At 64.6% G+C, this 15,371-nt stretch carries 13 protein-coding genes and 1 pseudogene; 9 read left to right on the top strand and 5 right to left on the bottom strand.

Annotated elements, in window-relative coordinates:
* Positions 1-292: 292 nt before the first annotated feature.
* A complete protein-coding gene (locus AC3WL2_RS17240; RefSeq protein ID WP_102684832.1) occupies positions 293-1,786 on the bottom strand; it encodes a CoA-acylating methylmalonate-semialdehyde dehydrogenase in 1,494 nt (497 codons plus the stop codon).
* A 71-nt stretch (positions 1,787-1,857) separates the two neighbouring features.
* Positions 1,858-3,204 carry an omega-aminotransferase AptA gene (gene aptA, locus AC3WL2_RS17245; protein ID WP_046854153.1) on the bottom strand — a complete coding sequence of 449 codons (1,347 nt, stop codon included), beginning with the start codon at positions 3,202-3,204 and terminating at the stop codon, positions 1,858-1,860.
* A gap of 119 nt (positions 3,205-3,323) precedes the next feature.
* Here aptA and AC3WL2_RS17250 point away from each other — a divergent pair, with 119 nt between their 5' ends.
* The 5 genes from AC3WL2_RS17250 to AC3WL2_RS17270 all read left to right on the top strand — a co-directional run bounded on the left by AC3WL2_RS17250 (position 3,324) and on the right by AC3WL2_RS17270 (position 7,755).
* Positions 3,324-4,241, top strand: a complete 918-nt coding sequence (locus tag AC3WL2_RS17250; RefSeq protein WP_102684831.1) for a LysR family transcriptional regulator — start codon at positions 3,324-3,326, stop codon at positions 4,239-4,241.
* An 85-nt stretch (positions 4,242-4,326) separates the two neighbouring features.
* Positions 4,327-4,989, top strand: coding sequence for a TetR/AcrR family transcriptional regulator (locus AC3WL2_RS17255; protein ID WP_102684830.1), 663 nt, complete (start codon positions 4,327-4,329; stop codon positions 4,987-4,989).
* A gap of 9 nt (positions 4,990-4,998) precedes the next feature.
* Positions 4,999-5,583: an IMPACT family protein gene (locus tag AC3WL2_RS17260; protein ID WP_102684829.1), complete on the top strand. Its 585-nt coding sequence runs from the start codon at positions 4,999-5,001 to the stop codon at positions 5,581-5,583.
* Positions 5,584-6,030: 447 nt separating this feature from the next.
* A complete protein-coding gene (locus AC3WL2_RS17265; protein ID WP_102684828.1) occupies positions 6,031-6,717 on the top strand; it encodes an SDR family oxidoreductase in 687 nt (228 codons plus the stop codon).
* An 87-nt stretch (positions 6,718-6,804) separates the two neighbouring features.
* A complete protein-coding gene (locus tag AC3WL2_RS17270; protein ID WP_102684827.1) occupies positions 6,805-7,755 on the top strand; it encodes an adenosine deaminase in 951 nt (316 codons plus the stop codon).
* On the opposite strand, the gene AC3WL2_RS17275 is transcribed toward AC3WL2_RS17270, so the two are convergent.
* From AC3WL2_RS17275 to AC3WL2_RS17285, 3 genes are all read right to left on the bottom strand, one after another.
* Positions 7,752-8,462, bottom strand: coding sequence for an ArsR/SmtB family transcription factor (locus tag AC3WL2_RS17275; protein WP_102684826.1), 711 nt, complete (start codon positions 8,460-8,462; stop codon positions 7,752-7,754). The genes AC3WL2_RS17270 and AC3WL2_RS17275 overlap by 4 nt on opposite strands.
* Before the next feature lie 640 nt (positions 8,463-9,102).
* A complete protein-coding gene (locus AC3WL2_RS17280; protein ID WP_102684824.1) occupies positions 9,103-10,284 on the bottom strand; it encodes a multidrug effflux MFS transporter in 1,182 nt (393 codons plus the stop codon).
* A 158-nt stretch (positions 10,285-10,442) separates the two neighbouring features.
* Positions 10,443-10,640: a heavy-metal-associated domain-containing protein gene (locus AC3WL2_RS17285; RefSeq protein WP_023632213.1), complete on the bottom strand. Its 198-nt coding sequence runs from the start codon at positions 10,638-10,640 to the stop codon at positions 10,443-10,445.
* Positions 10,641-10,786: 146 nt separating this feature from the next.
* Between AC3WL2_RS17285 and AC3WL2_RS17290 the strand changes: the two genes are divergently transcribed.
* The 4 genes and pseudogenes from AC3WL2_RS17290 to AC3WL2_RS17305 all read left to right on the top strand — a co-directional run.
* Positions 10,787-11,173 carry a hypothetical protein gene (locus tag AC3WL2_RS17290; protein ID WP_102690719.1) on the top strand — a complete coding sequence of 129 codons (387 nt, stop codon included), beginning with the start codon at positions 10,787-10,789 and terminating at the stop codon, positions 11,171-11,173.
* A 54-nt stretch (positions 11,174-11,227) separates the two neighbouring features.
* Positions 11,228-13,627, top strand: coding sequence for a heavy metal translocating P-type ATPase (locus AC3WL2_RS17295; RefSeq protein ID WP_102684822.1), 2,400 nt, complete (start codon positions 11,228-11,230; stop codon positions 13,625-13,627).
* On the top strand, positions 13,624-14,028 hold the full coding sequence (gene cueR, locus AC3WL2_RS17300) for a Cu(I)-responsive transcriptional regulator (protein ID WP_023631307.1): 405 nt from the start codon (positions 13,624-13,626) through the stop codon (positions 14,026-14,028). Before AC3WL2_RS17295 ends, cueR begins: the two co-directional genes overlap by 4 nt.
* Before the next feature lie 353 nt (positions 14,029-14,381).
* Positions 14,382-15,314: pseudogene (locus tag AC3WL2_RS17305) on the top strand (HAMP domain-containing protein); the annotation flags it as partial.
* Between the last annotated feature and the right edge of the window lie 57 nt (positions 15,315-15,371).

The following is a 15,371-nucleotide window of genomic DNA, read 5'->3' on the forward strand; positions in this document are numbered from 1 at the left end:
AACACTTGACTCGCTGCGATCTCTCGTAGCGGGAGGCGAATCATACAGCGTTACAACCTGCTGTCAACTGCCTTTTTTCACCGCTGCCGATCTGACGACCGAAGCACCTCCACAACCCTCCTGATCGATCAACTCTTTGATATTCAAGGAGTTTTTCGTTCCGATGTCGCTGGAAGTGGGGCGCATTATAAGGGGATCTGAAAGCCCGTCAACCTTTATTTCAGTTAGATAAAGCAAAACCTCAAAACAAAGCGGGGCGGCCTCTCGGCCGCCCCGCTTTCATCCCTGCGCCTTACAAGCTAGGGAAGGCAAACTGCGACGCCTCATGGCTGGCCCGCTGCGGCCAACGCTGGGTGATCGCCTTGCGACGGGTATAGAAACGCACACCGTCCGGCCCGTACGCATGCAGGTCACCAAACAGCGAACGCTTCCAGCCACCGAAGCTGTGATACGCCACCGGCACCGGCAGCGGCACGTTGACGCCAACCATGCCCACTTCGATCTCGTCGCAGAACAGCCGCGCCGCCTCACCGTCACGGGTGAAGATGCAAGTACCGTTGCCGTACTCATGCTCATTGATCAACTGCATGGCCTGCTCCAGGCTGTTCACCCGCACCACGCACAGCACCGGCCCGAAAATCTCTTCCTTATAGATGCGCATTTCGGGGGTGACCTTGTCGAACAAGGTGCCACCAACGAAATAGCCATCTTCATTACCGGGCACACGGAAACCGCGCCCATCGACCACCAGCTTGGCGCCAGCGGCAACGCCGTCGTCAATGTAACCCACCACCTTGTCACGGGCAGCGGCAGTCACCAGCGGGCCCATATCCAGGCCGCAGGACGTACCGGCACCGATCTTCAGCGCCTTGATCTGCGGCTCCAGCTTGGCAATCAGCGCATCGGCCACCTGGTCGCCGACACACACCGCCACCGAAATGGCCATGCAGCGCTCGCCGCAAGAACCATAGGCGGCGCCCATCAGCGCGCTGACCGCGTTGTCCAGGTCGGCATCAGGCATCAACACGGCGTGGTTCTTCGCGCCGCCCAATGCCTGCACGCGCTTGCCGCGCTTGGTGCCTTCGGCATAGATGTATTCGGCGATCGGGGTCGAGCCGACGAAGCTCAGGGCCTTGACCTCTGGCGCCTCGATCAGCGCGTCGACCGCTTCCTTGTCGCCATGCACCACGTTGAGGATGCCCTTCGGCAGTCCGGCCTCCAGCAGCAACTGGGCGATATAGAGGGTCGAGCTGGGATCACGCTCGGACGGTTTGAGAATGAATGCGTTGCCGCAGGCGATGGCCAGCGGGTACATCCACAGCGGCACCATGGCCGGGAAGTTGAACGGGGTGATACCGGCGACGATGCCCAGCGGCTGGAAATCGGACCAGGCGTCGATGTTCGGGCCGACGTTGCGGCTGTACTCACCCTTGAGCAGCTCCGGGGCGGCGCAGGCAAACTCGACGTTCTCGATGCCACGCTTGAGTTCGCCCGCAGCGTCCTCCACGGTCTTGCCGTGTTCCTCGCTGATCATCTGCGAGATTTTCGCTTCGTTCTGCTCAAGCAGTTGCTTGAAGCGGAACATCACCTGGGCGCGCTTGGCTGGCGGGGTATTGCGCCAGGCCGGGAAGGCGGCCTTGGCCGAATCGATGGCCTGCTGGATGGTGGCGCGGCTGGCCAGCTCGACCTTGCGCACGGCCTGGCCGGTCGACGGGTTGAAGACATCGGCGGTGCGCTCGCCCTTGCTGACCAGCTCGCCGTGGATCAGGTGCTGAACAATGCTCATGCATAACTCCAGATAAAGAAGGTAGAGACAGGCGCGTGGTACTCACACGCCCGACGTCAAAATCGGAAAAATCAGTCGACCTTGTTCAGGGCTTCGCCCACGGCGTCGAACAGACGGTCCAGCTCTTGTGGCTGGGTGTTGAAGGTCGGCCCAAATTGCAGGGTGTCGCCACCGAAGCGTACATAGAAGCCGGCTTGCCACAGCTTCATGGCCGCCTCGTACGGACGAACGATGGCATCGCCATCGCGCGCGGCGATCTGGATCGCGCCGGCCAGGCCGTAGTTGCGGATGTCGACGACGTTCTTGGTGCCCTTGACGCCGTGCAGCAGCTTCTCGAAGTGCGGCGCCAGCTCGGCGGCGGACTGCACCAGGTTTTCCTTCTGCAGCAGGTCCAGCGCGGCGATGCCGGCGGCGCAGGCGACAGGATGCGCCGAATAGGTGTAGCCGTGGGGGAATTCCACCGCGTACTCGGGCGTCGGCTGGTTCATGAAGGTCTGGTAGATCTCGCCGGTGGCGATCACCGCGCCCATCGGGATGGCGCCGTTGGTGACCTGCTTGGCGATGCACATCAGGTCCGGGGTCACGCCGAAGGCTTCAGCACCGGTCATGGCGCCCATGCGGCCGAAGCCGGTGATCACTTCATCGAAGATCAGCAGGATGTTGTGCTGGCTGCAGATCTCGCGCAGGCGCTTGAGGTAGCCCTTCGGCGGCGGCAGCACACCGGCGGAACCAGCCAGCGGCTCGACGATCACCGCGGCGATGTTCGAGGCGTCATGCAGCTCGATCAGCTTGAGCATCTCGTCGGCCAGGGCGATACCGCCCTCTTCCGGCATGCCCTTGCTGAACACGTTGGCCGGCAGCACGGTGTGAGGCAGGTGGTCGACGTCCAGCAACTGACCGAACAGCTTGCGGTTGCCGTTGACGCCACCCAGGCTGGTGCCGGCGATGTTGACCCCGTGATAGCCACGGGCACGGCCGATGATCTTGGTCTTGGTGGCCTGGCCTTTCAGGCGCCAGTAGGCACGCACCATTTTCAGCGCGGTGTCGGCGCACTCGGAGCCGGAGTTGGTGAAGAACACGTGGTTCAGGTCGCCCGGCACCAGGTTGGCGATCTTCTCGGCCAGCTGGAACGACAGCGGATGGCCGAACTGGAAGGCCGGCGAGTAGTCGAGGGTGGCGACCTGGCGAGCCACCGCCTCGCTGATCTCCTTGCGGGTATGCCCGGCGCCGCAGGTCCACAGGCCCGACAGGGCGTCGAACACCTTGCGGCCCTTGTCGTCGACCAGGTAGTTGCCTTCGGCCGCCACGATCAGCCGCGGGTCGCGCTGGAAGTTGCGGTTGGCGGTGTACGGCATCCAGTGAGCGTCCAGCTTGAGCTGGCTGGCCAGGCCGGCTTGAGCGGATTCGGGCATGTTCATCGGGCGGTTCCTCGAAAGACGATTAGGCAACGATGGGTGTTGTTGCAGCTAAGTTGTCACGGCGATAAAGTTCGAAAAACCCAGCTTTTCTAACCTTCAGTCAGCGGATAACTAAACTAATGAGCCGACGCCCCGATCCCCTCGCCCAGGTCAGCGATTTTGACATTCGCCTATTGAAGATCTACCGCAGCGTGGTCGAGTGCGGCGGCTTTTCAGCGGCGGAAAACGTCCTGGGCATCGGCCGCTCGGCCATCAGCCAGCAGATGAACGACCTCGAGCAACGCCTGGGGCTGCGCCTGTGCCAACGCGGCCGGGCGGGTTTTTCGCTGACCGAGGAGGGGCGCGAGGTCTACCACTCGGCGCTGCAACTGCTCAGCGCCCTGGAGTCGTTCCGCACCGAGGTCAATGGCCTGCACCAGCACCTGCGCGGTGAGCTGAACATCGGCCTCACCGACAACCTGGTGACCCTGCCGCACATGCGCATCACCCACGCCCTGGCCGAACTCAAGGACCGCGGCCCCGATGTGCGCATCCAGATCCGCATGATCGCCCCCAGCCAGGTCGAGCAGGGCGTGCTCGACGGCAGCCTGCATGTGGGCGTGGTACCGCAGACCAGCCCGCTGTCGGGACTTGAATACCAACCGCTGTACAGTGAACGCTCGCTGCTCTACTGCGCGGTCGGCCACCCGCTGTTCTACGCCGACGACCTGCAGATCGATGACGATCGCCTCAACGCCCAGGACGCGATCGCCCCGACCTTCCGCCTGCCCGCCGACATCCAGGCGCACTACCAGGCCCTGCACTGCACCGCCAGCGCCTCGGACCGCGAAGGCATGGCCTTCCTGATCCTGACGGGCCGCTACATCGGCTACCTGCCCGACCACTACGCCAGCTTCTGGGTGCAGCAGGGGCGCCTGCGGGCGCTGAAACCTGCCCAGCGTTTCTATGACCTGGGCCTGAGCTGGGTGACGCGCAAGGGCCGGCGGCCGAACCTGGTGCTGGAAAGCTTCCTCGAGAGCCTGGCTGCGACACGCTGATGCCTGTCCCTGACGCTAATGCTTGTCACTTCGCCACAGGCAGGTAATCTGTCGGACATCCGTAACGACCCGCCCGGAATCGTCCATGACCCTAGAAGTCCCTGCGCATCGCTCCCCCACCTCGGGCAAGCCCGCCGGCCGCATCCGCCAGAAGAACGAACAGGCCATCATCCAGGCCGCCGAGGACGAGTTCGCCCGCCACGGCTACAAGGGCACGAGCATGAACACCATCGCGCTCAAGGCCGGGCTGCCCAAGGCCAACCTGCATTATTACTTCACCAACAAGCTGGGCCTGTACATCGCGGTGCTGAGCAACATCATCGAACTGTGGGACAGCACCTTCAACGCCCTGAGCGTGGAGGACGACCCGGCCGAGGCGCTCAGCCAGTACATCCGCACCAAGATGGAGTTCTCCCGGCGCAACCCGCAGGCCTCGCGGATCTTCGCCATGGAAGTGATCAGCGGCGGCGAGTGCCTGAGCGAGTATTTCAGCGCCGACTACCGCGAATGGTTCCGTGGCCGCGCCGCGGTGTTCCAGGCCTGGATGGACGCCGGCAAGATGGACCAGGTAGATCCGGTGCACCTGATCTTCCTGCTCTGGGGCAGCACCCAGCACTACGCCGACTTCGCCACCCAGATCTGCCAGGTCACCGGCCGCAGCCGCCTGACCAAACAGGACATGGAAGACGCCAGCAACAATCTTATCCACATCATTCTCAAAGGCTGCGGCATCAGCACGCCTGCCTGACCCGGACTTATGCCTTCTACCCTGCTCGAGCTCTGCGAATGGCGCGAAGAAATCCGCAAGAGCCGCTTCATCACCCTCGCCGGCCCGATCGACAGCCCCGCCGAGGCCATGGCCTTCATCGAACGCCACAGCGACCTGGCGGCCACCCACAACTGCTGGGCCTGGAAGCTCGGCGCCCAGTACCGCAGCAGCGATGACGGCGAACCGGGCGGCACGGCCGGGCGACCGATCCTCGCCGCCATCGAAGCCCAGGACTGCGACCAGGTGGTGGTGTTGGTGATCCGCTGGTACGGCGGCATCCAGCTGGGCACCGGTGGACTGGCCCGGGCCTACGGCGGCGGCGCCAACAAATGCCTGCAGCAGGCACCCAAGCGTGTGCTAGTGCAGCGCAGCGCGTTCAGTTGCAGTTGCACCTTCAGCGAACTGGCGCTGCTCAAGCTGCGCCTGGCTGAGGTGGACGGCGTGGTGCTGGATGAGCAGTTCACCGCTAACGGCGTCGACCTGCGCATCGCCCTGGGTGAGATCCACCTCGCGTCACTGCAGCAGCAACTCGCCGACCTGAGCCGCGGTCGCATTCTGCTGGAAAGAGAGTGAACATTGCCCACAACTGCTGTGGGCCTGCCTGTGGATAAGCTTGGGGCAAGCTTATACAGGCCTTATGCGACAAGGCCTGCGAAGCATTGAGCATATTTTGATCACATTTGTGTGACACTGGCACAAGTGACTGAAAGACTATGAGTTATCCCCAGCTTTCAATGTAAACCCGCCCCCAAACCACCATTTTCAGGCCCGCTGCGCTTGCACACAATTACTGTGGAGCGGCTTGTGGATAACCCGTGAACTACAGCGCCAGGCCCAGCCCCCACAGGCTTTCCAGGCAATCGATCGTTTTTTGATCAGCCTACACAAGGCGAGCGCCAGGCACCTGGTTTATGCTCGTCACCCAGGCCTTTCCCGGTGGAGGGCAATCACCCCGTTGTCGCGCGGCGAGCGAAACTATGCACAACAGCGCTCGCCCCGCCTTTGATATGGAGTATCGCAATGACCGCAAACAAGAACGCCCTGATCATCGGCGCCTCCCGAGGCCTTGGCCTGGGGCTGGTGCAACGCCTGCGTGAAGACGGCTGGAACGTCGTCGCCACCGTGCGCGACCCGCAGAACCCAGGTGCGCTCGACGAAGTGCCCGGTGCGCGTATCGAGCGCCTGGAGATGAACGACACCGCCCAGCTCGACGGGCTCAAGCAGCGCCTGCAGGGTGAAGTGTTCGACCTGGTGTTCGTCAACGCCGGCGTGATGGGCCCGCTGCCGCAGGACCTGGAAAGCGTGCAGGTACAGCAGATTGGCGAGCTGTTCATGACCAACGCCGTGGCGCCGATCCGCGTGGCCCGGCGCCTGGCCGAACTCATCCGCAAAGACAGCGGCGTGCTGGCGTTCATGAGCTCGATCCTGGGTAGCGTGACCATCCCCGACGGCGGTGAGATCTGCCTGTACAAGGCCAGCAAGGCCGCCCTCAACTCGATGATCAACAGCTTCGTGGTCGAGCTGCAGCGCCCCGACCTTGCCGTGCTGGCCATGCACCCGGGCTGGGTGAAGACCGACATGGGCGGCGAGAATGCCGAGATCGACGTGCTCACCAGCACCCGTGGCATGCTCGAGCAGATCAAGGCGCAGAGCGGCAACGGCGGCCTGCGTTTCATCAACTACAAGGGCGAGCCGCTCACCTGGTGATCCAGGGCCTTGCGGGCCTGGGTGGGCGCATTGCCCGGCCAGGCCCTGTAGAATGGCAGCCAACCGTACCTGATCGAGATTGCACACATGTATGACTGGCTGAACGCCTTGCCCAAGGCGGAACTGCACATGCACCTGGAGGGCTCGCTGGAGCCCGAACTGCTGTTCGCCCTGGCCGAGCGCAACAAGGTTGCGTTGCCCTGGGCCGATGTCGAAACCCTGCGCGGCGCCTATGCCTTCAACAACCTGCAGGAATTCCTCGACCTCTACTACCAGGGCGCTGGCGTCCTGCGTACCGAGCAGGATTTCTACGACCTGACCTGGGCTTACCTGCAACGCTGCAAGGCGCAGAACGTTATCCACACCGAGCCGTTCTTCGACCCCCAGACCCACACCGACCGGGGCATCCCGTTCGAGGTGGTGCTCAATGGCATCACCGGCGCACTCAAGGATGGCCGTGAACAGCTGGGCATCTCCAGTGGTTTGATCCTCAGCTTCCTGCGCCACCTGAGCGAGGACGAGGCGCAACAGACCCTCGACCAGGCCCTGCCCTTCCGTGAGGCGTTCGTCGCCGTAGGCCTGGACAGCTCGGAAAAAGGCCATCCGCCCAGCAAGTTCCAGCGCGTCTTCGACCGCGCCCGCAGCGAAGGCTTCCTGACCGTGGCCCATGCCGGCGAGGAAGGCCCGCCCGAATACATCTGGGAGGCACTCGACCTGCTCAAGATCCAGCGTATCGACCACGGCGTGCGCGCCATCGAGGACGAACGCCTGATGCAGCGCATCATCGACGAGCAGATCCCGCTGACTGTCTGCCCGCTGTCCAACACCAAGCTGTGCGTGTTCGACCACATGAGCCAGCACAATATCCTCGACATGCTCGAGCGTGGCGTGAAGGTCACGGTCAACTCCGATGACCCGGCCTACTTCGGCGGCTACGTCACCGAAAACTTCCATGCCCTGCACCAGCACCTGGGCATGACCCAGGACCAGGCACGCCGCCTGGCGCAGAACAGCCTGGACGCACGCCTGTTGCGCTAACCGGCCTGGCGCGAGGGCAGGCAGGCGATCGCGTTGATCTGCTGCTGGCCGAGCGGTGTAAGGTGTACCGCCCGGCTGCCCTCCTGCTCACGCACCCAGCCCGACTGGGTGAACAACCTGAGCAACGCCTTGCCCAGGCAACCGCCCAGGTGCGGGCCCTGGTCGTTCCACTTGCTGCAGTGGCAGATCACGCAGCCACGCCGGTCGGCGGCGGCCAGTGCGTCGATGAACACCCCCAGCGCCTCCAGTTGCCCCTTGCCCTCCTGGCTCACGGCCAGTTGCTGTTCGCTGCCCTCCAACCAACCCGCTACATGCAGCCGATGCAGCAACGCGGCAGCCACCTCGCCGCCCAGATGGTCGCCGCACAGGCGCGCCTTGCGCATTGACAGGGGGATTTGCAGCGAGGTGCCCTGCCCCACGGCTGAGCGGCTGGCCAACTGGACGCTGGCAAGGGCCTCCACCGCGGTGCCGACCTCCGGCGTTGCCAGGCGGAAGAAGCGTTTGCGCCCACGCGCCTCCTGCCTGAGCAAGCCGGCACTGGACAGCAGCGACAGGTGCGCGCAGGCCGACGAAGTGCTCAGGCCGGTGATCACGGCAAGCTCGTCCGCCGCACGCGGGGTGCCATCGATCAACGCCCACAACATGGCGCTGCGCTTGGGTTCGGCCATCAGGCTGGCAACCTGACTGATGCTGCGGACTGCGGTCATGAAACTGAAGCTCCCTGATGTATCTCGTCTGGCGGCGACAACCGCTGACGCCCTGCCGCCTGTGCGGGCAAGCACGGGATTGTTCGTGTGCCGGATGGTCAGCGCCAGGCCAGGAAGGATCTCACGCTGGCATTGGGCGCCTGAGGCAGTATAAGCCGCTGGAGGGGGCTCGCCTTGAGGGGGGTATGCCCGGAATGGGTCGGCGTTGGTCCCCCGAGCACCGTTCTGAAAGATGCGTCTGTCAGTGCGCTACGCCGCAGACACGGCTGATGCCCCCGTTCTACTGTGGCTGCGCCAGGAACGTGGCTGATAGCGATTATCAAGAAGCTAGAAAAGTCCGATAGGCACGGTGAAAACTTCTGCCCTGCAAAACAGAAGGTCTCCCTACTTCAGGCCACCATGACCGTCAGTCAGGGGACTGATCCTGGCCATGGCGAGCGGCGGGGGCGGCGCTACACTAGTTCCGCTCCCGCTCACTGGAGGTGGATCGCGATGAAGATTGTCGTCAGTGCGTCGAACCGAAATCCCGCTTGCCCCTGGCAAGTCCAGCTCGATCAGCATGTGGTGAGTTTCCGCAACGAGGCCGAAGCGCGGTCATTCGTCGCCCTGCTCGAGGCGCGCCTGAACGCGCCCCACCCGCTCACGCAGGCCGGCTGGCCTGCAGCCGCCGGGTCAACATTGCGACACTGACCACCAGCGCGCCACACAGGCTGATCACCAGCGCCATGGGCACCGCGCTGCCATCGTGCAGCACCCCGACCAGCGCTGCCGCACCCGCGGCGACGCTGAACTGCAGGCAGCCCATCAGCGCCGAGGCGCTGCCTGCCCGCATGCCCTGCCCGCTCATGGCGCAGGCCGAGGCGTTGGGGATGATGCAACCAAGGCTGGCGATGCATACGAACAACGGCACCAGCAACGGCCACAACTGCGCTGGGCGCAGCGCCGCGACCACCAGCAGCGCCAGCGCCGCCACCAGGTACAGCCACACTGCCCGCGCCAGCAGGAACGCCGGGCCACGCTTGGCCAGCAGACGCGCATTGACCTGGGCCATCAGGATGAAGCCTGCGGCGTTGGTGCCGAACAACCAGCCATAGTGCTCGGCGGGCACCCCGTACAACTTGATGAACACGAACGGTGAACCGGCAATGTAGGCGAACATCCCGGCGATGGCGATGCCGCCGGTCAACGCATGGCCGACAAACACCCGGTCACCGAACAGCCGCAGGTACTGGCGCAGCGCCCCCGACAAGGGCTGGCGCGGCACATGTGCCGGCAGGCTCTCCGGCAGTCCCAGGCCGACGGCCACCAGGCAGGCCGCGCTGAACAGGCTCAGGGCGAGGAAAATCGACTGCCAACCAGACACATTGACCAGCACGCCACCGAGCATCGGCGCGAGAATCGGTGCCAGGCCCATCACCAACATCAATTGCGAAAACACCTTGGCCGAGGCCACCGCGTCGCACTTGTCGCTAACGATCGCCCGCGACAGTACCATGCCGGCGCAGCCACCCAGGGCCTGGACGAAGCGCGCCACGATCAAACTGTCGAGGTTGGGTGCATAGGCGCAGGCCAGGGAGGCGATGGTGAACAAGCCAACCCCAAAAAGCAGCGGAATACGCCGGCCGAAACGGTCGGCCACTGGCCCGTAGGCGAGCTGGCCCAGGGACAGGCCGAGGAAATAGGCGGCCAGGGTCGTCTGCACATGCTTTTCGTCGGTGGCGAAGGCATGCGCCATGGCCGGGAAGGCTGGCAGATAGAAGTCGATCGCCAAAGGCCCGAACGCACTGAGGGCGCCGAGAATCAGCAAGGTTCGCAGGTTCATGGAGAATCCATAGCAGGCTAAGCAAGTCGGTTAGTCTACCTGCACTGGATCATTGGGCGTGGAAAACCTTTGTAATAATTGGCCTGCATTTCTGTAGACGCGGACTTGCCCGGGCAGCCCGCTTCTACAGCAATGCTTTAGCTGGACAATCCAGCCGTTCAGGCCACCTCGGCCTGATATCCCTCTTCACGAATCGCCGCCAGGATCTGATCCGCCGCCAGCGCACTGTCCACCCGCACCTGCTTCGCCGCCAGGTCCACTTCCACTCGCGCCGCGGCGTCCTGCTCCTGCACCGCACGGGTCACGCCTTTCACGCAATGGCCACAGGTCATGCCTTGTACATTGAACACTTGCATAGGGGTTGCCTCCTTGTGGGTTTTGTCCACTTTCAGCCTTGCCATCGGGGCAAGGTCAAGTTCCGCGTCAAACGGCCGGGCTGGAAATCCTTGCGCGGCTCGGCCAAGCTGCGCCTTTGACGATTTTGGCAAGCAGGAGATTCTTCATGATCAGGGCAGCAATGAGCCTAGTCGGACTGCTGGGCGCGCTGGCCGTGGTGCCACCGGCCAGCGCCGAAGGCAACTCGGACTACAGCGTGCTGATGATTTCCCGGGAACGCCTGGAAGTGGCCAGCAGTTGCGAGATCGGTATCTACCTCAACGATCAGTTGGCCGGCCGGCTGTTCCAGGAGCAATCGACCTCGTTCAACCTGCCACCGGGCCCTGTCGATGTACGCTTGCGCCTGCTCCCCGGGCAGATGCCCGGCTGCGCCCCGGGTATCGAGGACCAGCGCAGCACGCGCCTGATGTTGCAGGCGGGCCAGATCAAGAAGTACCGCATCGCCACAGGGCACAAGGGCCTGGAATTGAGGCAAGCCAACCTGGGCTATTGACCTTGCCCGCATGGCAAGGTTGATGCTGAAGGCCTATCCACGGAGGAGAGAGCCATGCCCGCATCCACCACCTTCGACCTGCCGATCAGCGGCATGACCTGCGCCAGTTGCGCAGGTCGGGTCGAACGCGCCCTGCGCAAGGTCACCGGCACCGAACACGTCAGCGTCAACCTGGCCACCGAGCAGGCCCGGGTCCAGGCGCCGGCCGACAGCCTGCCGGCATTGGTCGGCGCGGTGCGCGACGCCGGTTACAGCGTCCCCACCCGTACCCTCGAACTGCAGATCGGCGGCATGACCTGCGCCAGCTGCGCCGGCCGTGTCGAACGTGCTCTGGGCAAGCTGCCAGGGGTCGAGCAGGTCAGCGTCAACCTGGCCAGCGAACGCGCCCACCTCGAAGTCCTGCAAGCCGTCGATGACGGTGTTTTGATCGCCGCAGTGGAAAAGGCCGGCTATAGCGCCAGCCTGCCGCGCACCGCCGACGATGACCAGGCCCAGGCCCAACGTCGCCTGCGCAACGAACGCCTGGCGGTCGGTGCCGCCCTGCTGCTGGCCCTGCCATTGGTACTGCCGATGCTGGCGCAACCCTTCGGGGTGCACTGGATGCTGCCGGCCTGGGCGCAGTTCCTGCTGGCCACGCCGGTGCAGTTCATTCTCGGCGCACGTTTTTATATCGCCGCCTGGAAAGCCGTGCGCGCCGGTGCCGGCAACATGGACCTGCTGGTCGCCCTGGGCACCAGCGCCGGCTACGGCCTGAGCCTGTACCAATGGGCCAACGCCCACGACGGGATGGAGCCGCACCTGTATTTCGAAGCATCGGCGGTGGTCATCGCCCTGGTGCTGCTGGGCAAGTACCTGGAAAGCCGCGCCAAGCGCCAGACCGCCAGTGCCATCCGGGCGCTGGAGGCGCTGCGCCCGGAACGGGCGGTGCGGGTCATCGAGGGGCGCGAGGAAGAGGTGGCGATCAGTCAGTTGCGCCTGGGCGACCTGGTATTGGTCAAACCCGGCGAGCGCTTCCCGGTCGATGGTGAAGTGCTCGAAGGCAGCAGCCATGCCGATGAGGCGTTGATCAGCGGTGAAAGCCTGCCTGTGCCCAAGGCGCCTGGCGACTCGGTAACCGGTGGGGCCATCAACGGCGAAGGCCGGCTGCTGGTAAAAACCCTGGCCCTGGGCACCGAGACCGTGCTCGCGCGCATCATCCGCCTGGTCGAGGACGCCCAGGCGGCCAAGGCGCCCATCCAGAAGCTGGTCGACCGGGTCAGCCAGGTGTTCGTACCGGCAGTACTGGTGCTGGCGCTGATCACCCTGGTCGGCTGGTGGCTGGCCGGCGCGCCGCTGGAAACCGCCCTGATCAATGCCGTCGCCGTGCTGGTCATCGCCTGCCCATGCGCCCTCGGCCTGGCCACGCCCGCCGCGATCATGGCCGGCACCGGCGTCGCCGCCCGCCACGGCATTTTGATCAAGGACGCCGAAGCACTGGAGCGTGCCCATGCGGTGAACAGCGTGGTGTTCGACAAGACCGGCACGCTCACCTCGGGCAGCCCGCGCATCGTCCACAGCCGGGCCAGCAGCGGCGACAACGGCGAGTTGCTGCGCCTGGCCGGTGCCCTGCAACGCGGCAGCGAGCACCCATTGGCCAAGGCGGTACTCGACGCCTGCGCCGAGCAAGGCCTGCACGTGCCGCAGGTCGCTGACAGCCAGTCGCTCACCGGTCGCGGCATCGCCGGCCAGGTAGATGGCCGTGAACTGGCCCTGGGCAACCGTCGCCTGCTCGACGAAAACGGACTGCCGCCGGGCGACCTGGCCAACAGTGCGCAGGCCTGGGAAGCCGAGGGCCGCACGCTGTCCTGGTTGATCGAGCGTGGCCAGCAGCCACGCGTGCTCGGCCTGTTCGCCTTCGGCGACAGCCTCAAGCCCGGCGCCGGCGCGGCCATCGACGCGCTGCATGCGCGTGGCATCAGCAGCCACCTGCTGACAGGCGACAACCGTGGCAGCGCCAAGGTGGTGGCCGACGCCCTGGGCATCGATGACGTGCATGCCGAAGTGCTGCCGGCGGACAAGGCAGCTACAGTCGCCGCGCTCAAACAGGTAGGCGTGGTGGCCATGGTCGGCGACGGCATCAACGACGCCCCGGCACTGGCCGCAGCCGATATCGGCATCGCCATGGGCGGCGGCACCGACGTGGCCATGCAGGCCGCCGGCATCACCCTGATGCGCGGTGATCCGCGCCTGGTGCCCGCGGCATTGGACATCAGCCGCAAGACCTATGCGAAGATCCGCCAGAACCTGTTCTGGGCCTTCATCTACAACCTGGTCGGCATCCCCCTGGCCGCCCTCGGTTACCTCAACCCGGTACTGGCCGGCGCCGCCATGGCCCTGTCCAGCGTCAGCGTGGTCAGCAACGCCCTGTGGCTGAAAACCTGGAAACCCACCGCCATCGACCAGGAGGCGCCATGAACATCGGCCAGGCCGCCCGCCGCAGCGGGCTCAGCGCCAAGATGATCCGTTACTACGAGTCCATCGGCCTGTTGCGCCCCGCCACGCGCAGCGAAAGCGGCTATCGCCTGTACCAGCAGGAAGACCTGCACAGCCTTGCGTTCATCAAGCGCTCGCGGGACCTGGGCTTCTCCCTGGACGAAGTCGCCAAGCTGCTGACCCTGTGGCAGGACCGCCAGCGCGCCAGCGCCGACGTGAAGGCCCTGGCCATGCAACATATCGACGCGCTGAACCAGCGCATCGAAGAGCTGGTGAGCCTGCGCGACACCCTCGGTGAGCTGGTGGCACACTGCCAGGGCGATGACCGCCCGGACTGCCCGATCCTCAAGGATCTGGCCAATGGCAGCGGCTGCTGTCACTGAGGGCATCGTCTGCGGGAGCGGCAGTATGCCGTTCCTGCGGACACCCTTTGGTATGCCATATTAGCCAGTCTCGACCGATATCCCCTCGAATAGCCTTTTCACCCAATAAATACGGGAGTTCGACTACATAAAGCCCAGGCTTTGCCGATGCACTGTTACAGCCTCATGCAACGACAAGAACAACTCTGGGAGCGTGGATGAACATCAAGCAGAAACTCACCTGGGCCTTCGCCATCATCGCCGGCCTGCCCATCGTCCTGGTCGCCACCCTGGTGGTGCTCAACCTGCGCGGCGAAGCCCGCGACGATTTCCTCGACAACAGCAGCCGGGAGATTCGCCAGGTCGGCAACGCCATGGACATCTTCTTCCAGGGCATCACCCAGAACGTCGACTACCTCGCCGCGCAACCCTTGGTGGCGGCCAGCGCTGACAACGTCAAGAAGCACATCAGTGCCGATGCCGCCAACATCGCCCCCGGCGAGCAGGACAAGGCGCTGTTCGACCTGTTCAGCCGCCTGGCCCAGAGCCACCCGGACTACGCCTATGTGTCCTACGGCCTGAAGGACGGCGGCTACGCGTTCTGGCCGGGCGATCCGAAAATGGCCAACTACGACCCGCGTACCCGCCCCTGGTACCAGGCGGCCATGGCCAACCCCGGCAAGACCCTGCGTACCGCACCCTACTACTGGGCCGGCGACGACGCCGTACTGGTCAGCACCGTGCGCGCCGTGGCCAACACGCTGGGCAACCCGGGCGGCGTGGTCAATATCGATGTGTCGCTCAAGGGCCTGACCGAGATCGTCAAGCAGATCAAACTGGGCGAGAGCGGCTACCTGATCCTCATGGAAAACAACGGCAACGTGATGGTCGACCCGCGCGACGCCAGCCACAACTTCAAGCAGCTCGCCAGCCTGGGCGACGGCTACGCCGAGCTGGCCAAGGCCGGCAAGGGCCTGGCCGAAGTACAGTTGAACGGCGAGCGCTACATGGCCAACGTCTACCCCGACGAGAAACTCGGCTGGACCTTCATCGGCCTGATCCAGCAAGACGAAGTGATGCAGACCACCACCCGCCTTACCTGGCTGATCGGCGTCGTCGCGTTGATCCTGGCCGCCGTGTTCGCCGTGGTGGGCGCGGCGTTCGCCAAGCTCATCGTGCGCCCGATCAACAGTGTCACCAGCGGCCTGGAGGACATCGCCCAGGGCGAAGGCGACCTGACCCGCAACCTGGAGATCCGCGGCCGCGACGAAACCGCCCAGCTGGCCAGCTGGTTCAACCAGTTCCTCGGCGCCATCCGCAGCCTGATCCAGCACATCGGTGGTGCGGCAAGCAAGATCCTCAGC

It is taken from the genome of Pseudomonas sp. FW305-96, assembly GCF_058783825.1.

What these genes read in the sequence shown, in the direction of transcription:
- AC3WL2_RS17255 (WP_102684830.1), top strand. Translation starts at nt 4,327, where the DNA reads ATGACCCTAGAAGTCCCTGCGCATCGCTCCCCCACCTCGGGCAAGCCC.
- AC3WL2_RS17295 (WP_102684822.1), top strand. Translation starts at nt 11,228, where the DNA reads ATGCCCGCATCCACCACCTTCGACCTGCCGATCAGCGGCATGACCTGC.
- AC3WL2_RS17260 (WP_102684829.1), top strand. Translation starts at nt 4,999, where the DNA reads ATGCCTTCTACCCTGCTCGAGCTCTGCGAATGGCGCGAAGAAATCCGC.
- aptA (WP_046854153.1), bottom strand. Translation starts at nt 3,204, where the DNA reads ATGAACATGCCCGAATCCGCTCAAGCCGGCCTGGCCAGCCAGCTCAAG.
- AC3WL2_RS17290 (WP_102690719.1), top strand. Translation starts at nt 10,787, where the DNA reads ATGATCAGGGCAGCAATGAGCCTAGTCGGACTGCTGGGCGCGCTGGCC.
- AC3WL2_RS17270 (WP_102684827.1), top strand. Translation starts at nt 6,805, where the DNA reads ATGTATGACTGGCTGAACGCCTTGCCCAAGGCGGAACTGCACATGCAC.
- cueR (WP_023631307.1), top strand. Translation starts at nt 13,624, where the DNA reads ATGAACATCGGCCAGGCCGCCCGCCGCAGCGGGCTCAGCGCCAAGATG.
- AC3WL2_RS17275 (WP_102684826.1), bottom strand. Translation starts at nt 8,462, where the DNA reads ATGACCGCAGTCCGCAGCATCAGTCAGGTTGCCAGCCTGATGGCCGAA.
- AC3WL2_RS17265 (WP_102684828.1), top strand. Translation starts at nt 6,031, where the DNA reads ATGACCGCAAACAAGAACGCCCTGATCATCGGCGCCTCCCGAGGCCTT.
- AC3WL2_RS17285 (WP_023632213.1), bottom strand. Translation starts at nt 10,640, where the DNA reads ATGCAAGTGTTCAATGTACAAGGCATGACCTGTGGCCATTGCGTGAAA.
- AC3WL2_RS17240 (WP_102684832.1), bottom strand. Translation starts at nt 1,786, where the DNA reads ATGAGCATTGTTCAGCACCTGATCCACGGCGAGCTGGTCAGCAAGGGC.
- AC3WL2_RS17250 (WP_102684831.1), top strand. Translation starts at nt 3,324, where the DNA reads ATGAGCCGACGCCCCGATCCCCTCGCCCAGGTCAGCGATTTTGACATT.
- AC3WL2_RS17280 (WP_102684824.1), bottom strand. Translation starts at nt 10,284, where the DNA reads ATGAACCTGCGAACCTTGCTGATTCTCGGCGCCCTCAGTGCGTTCGGG.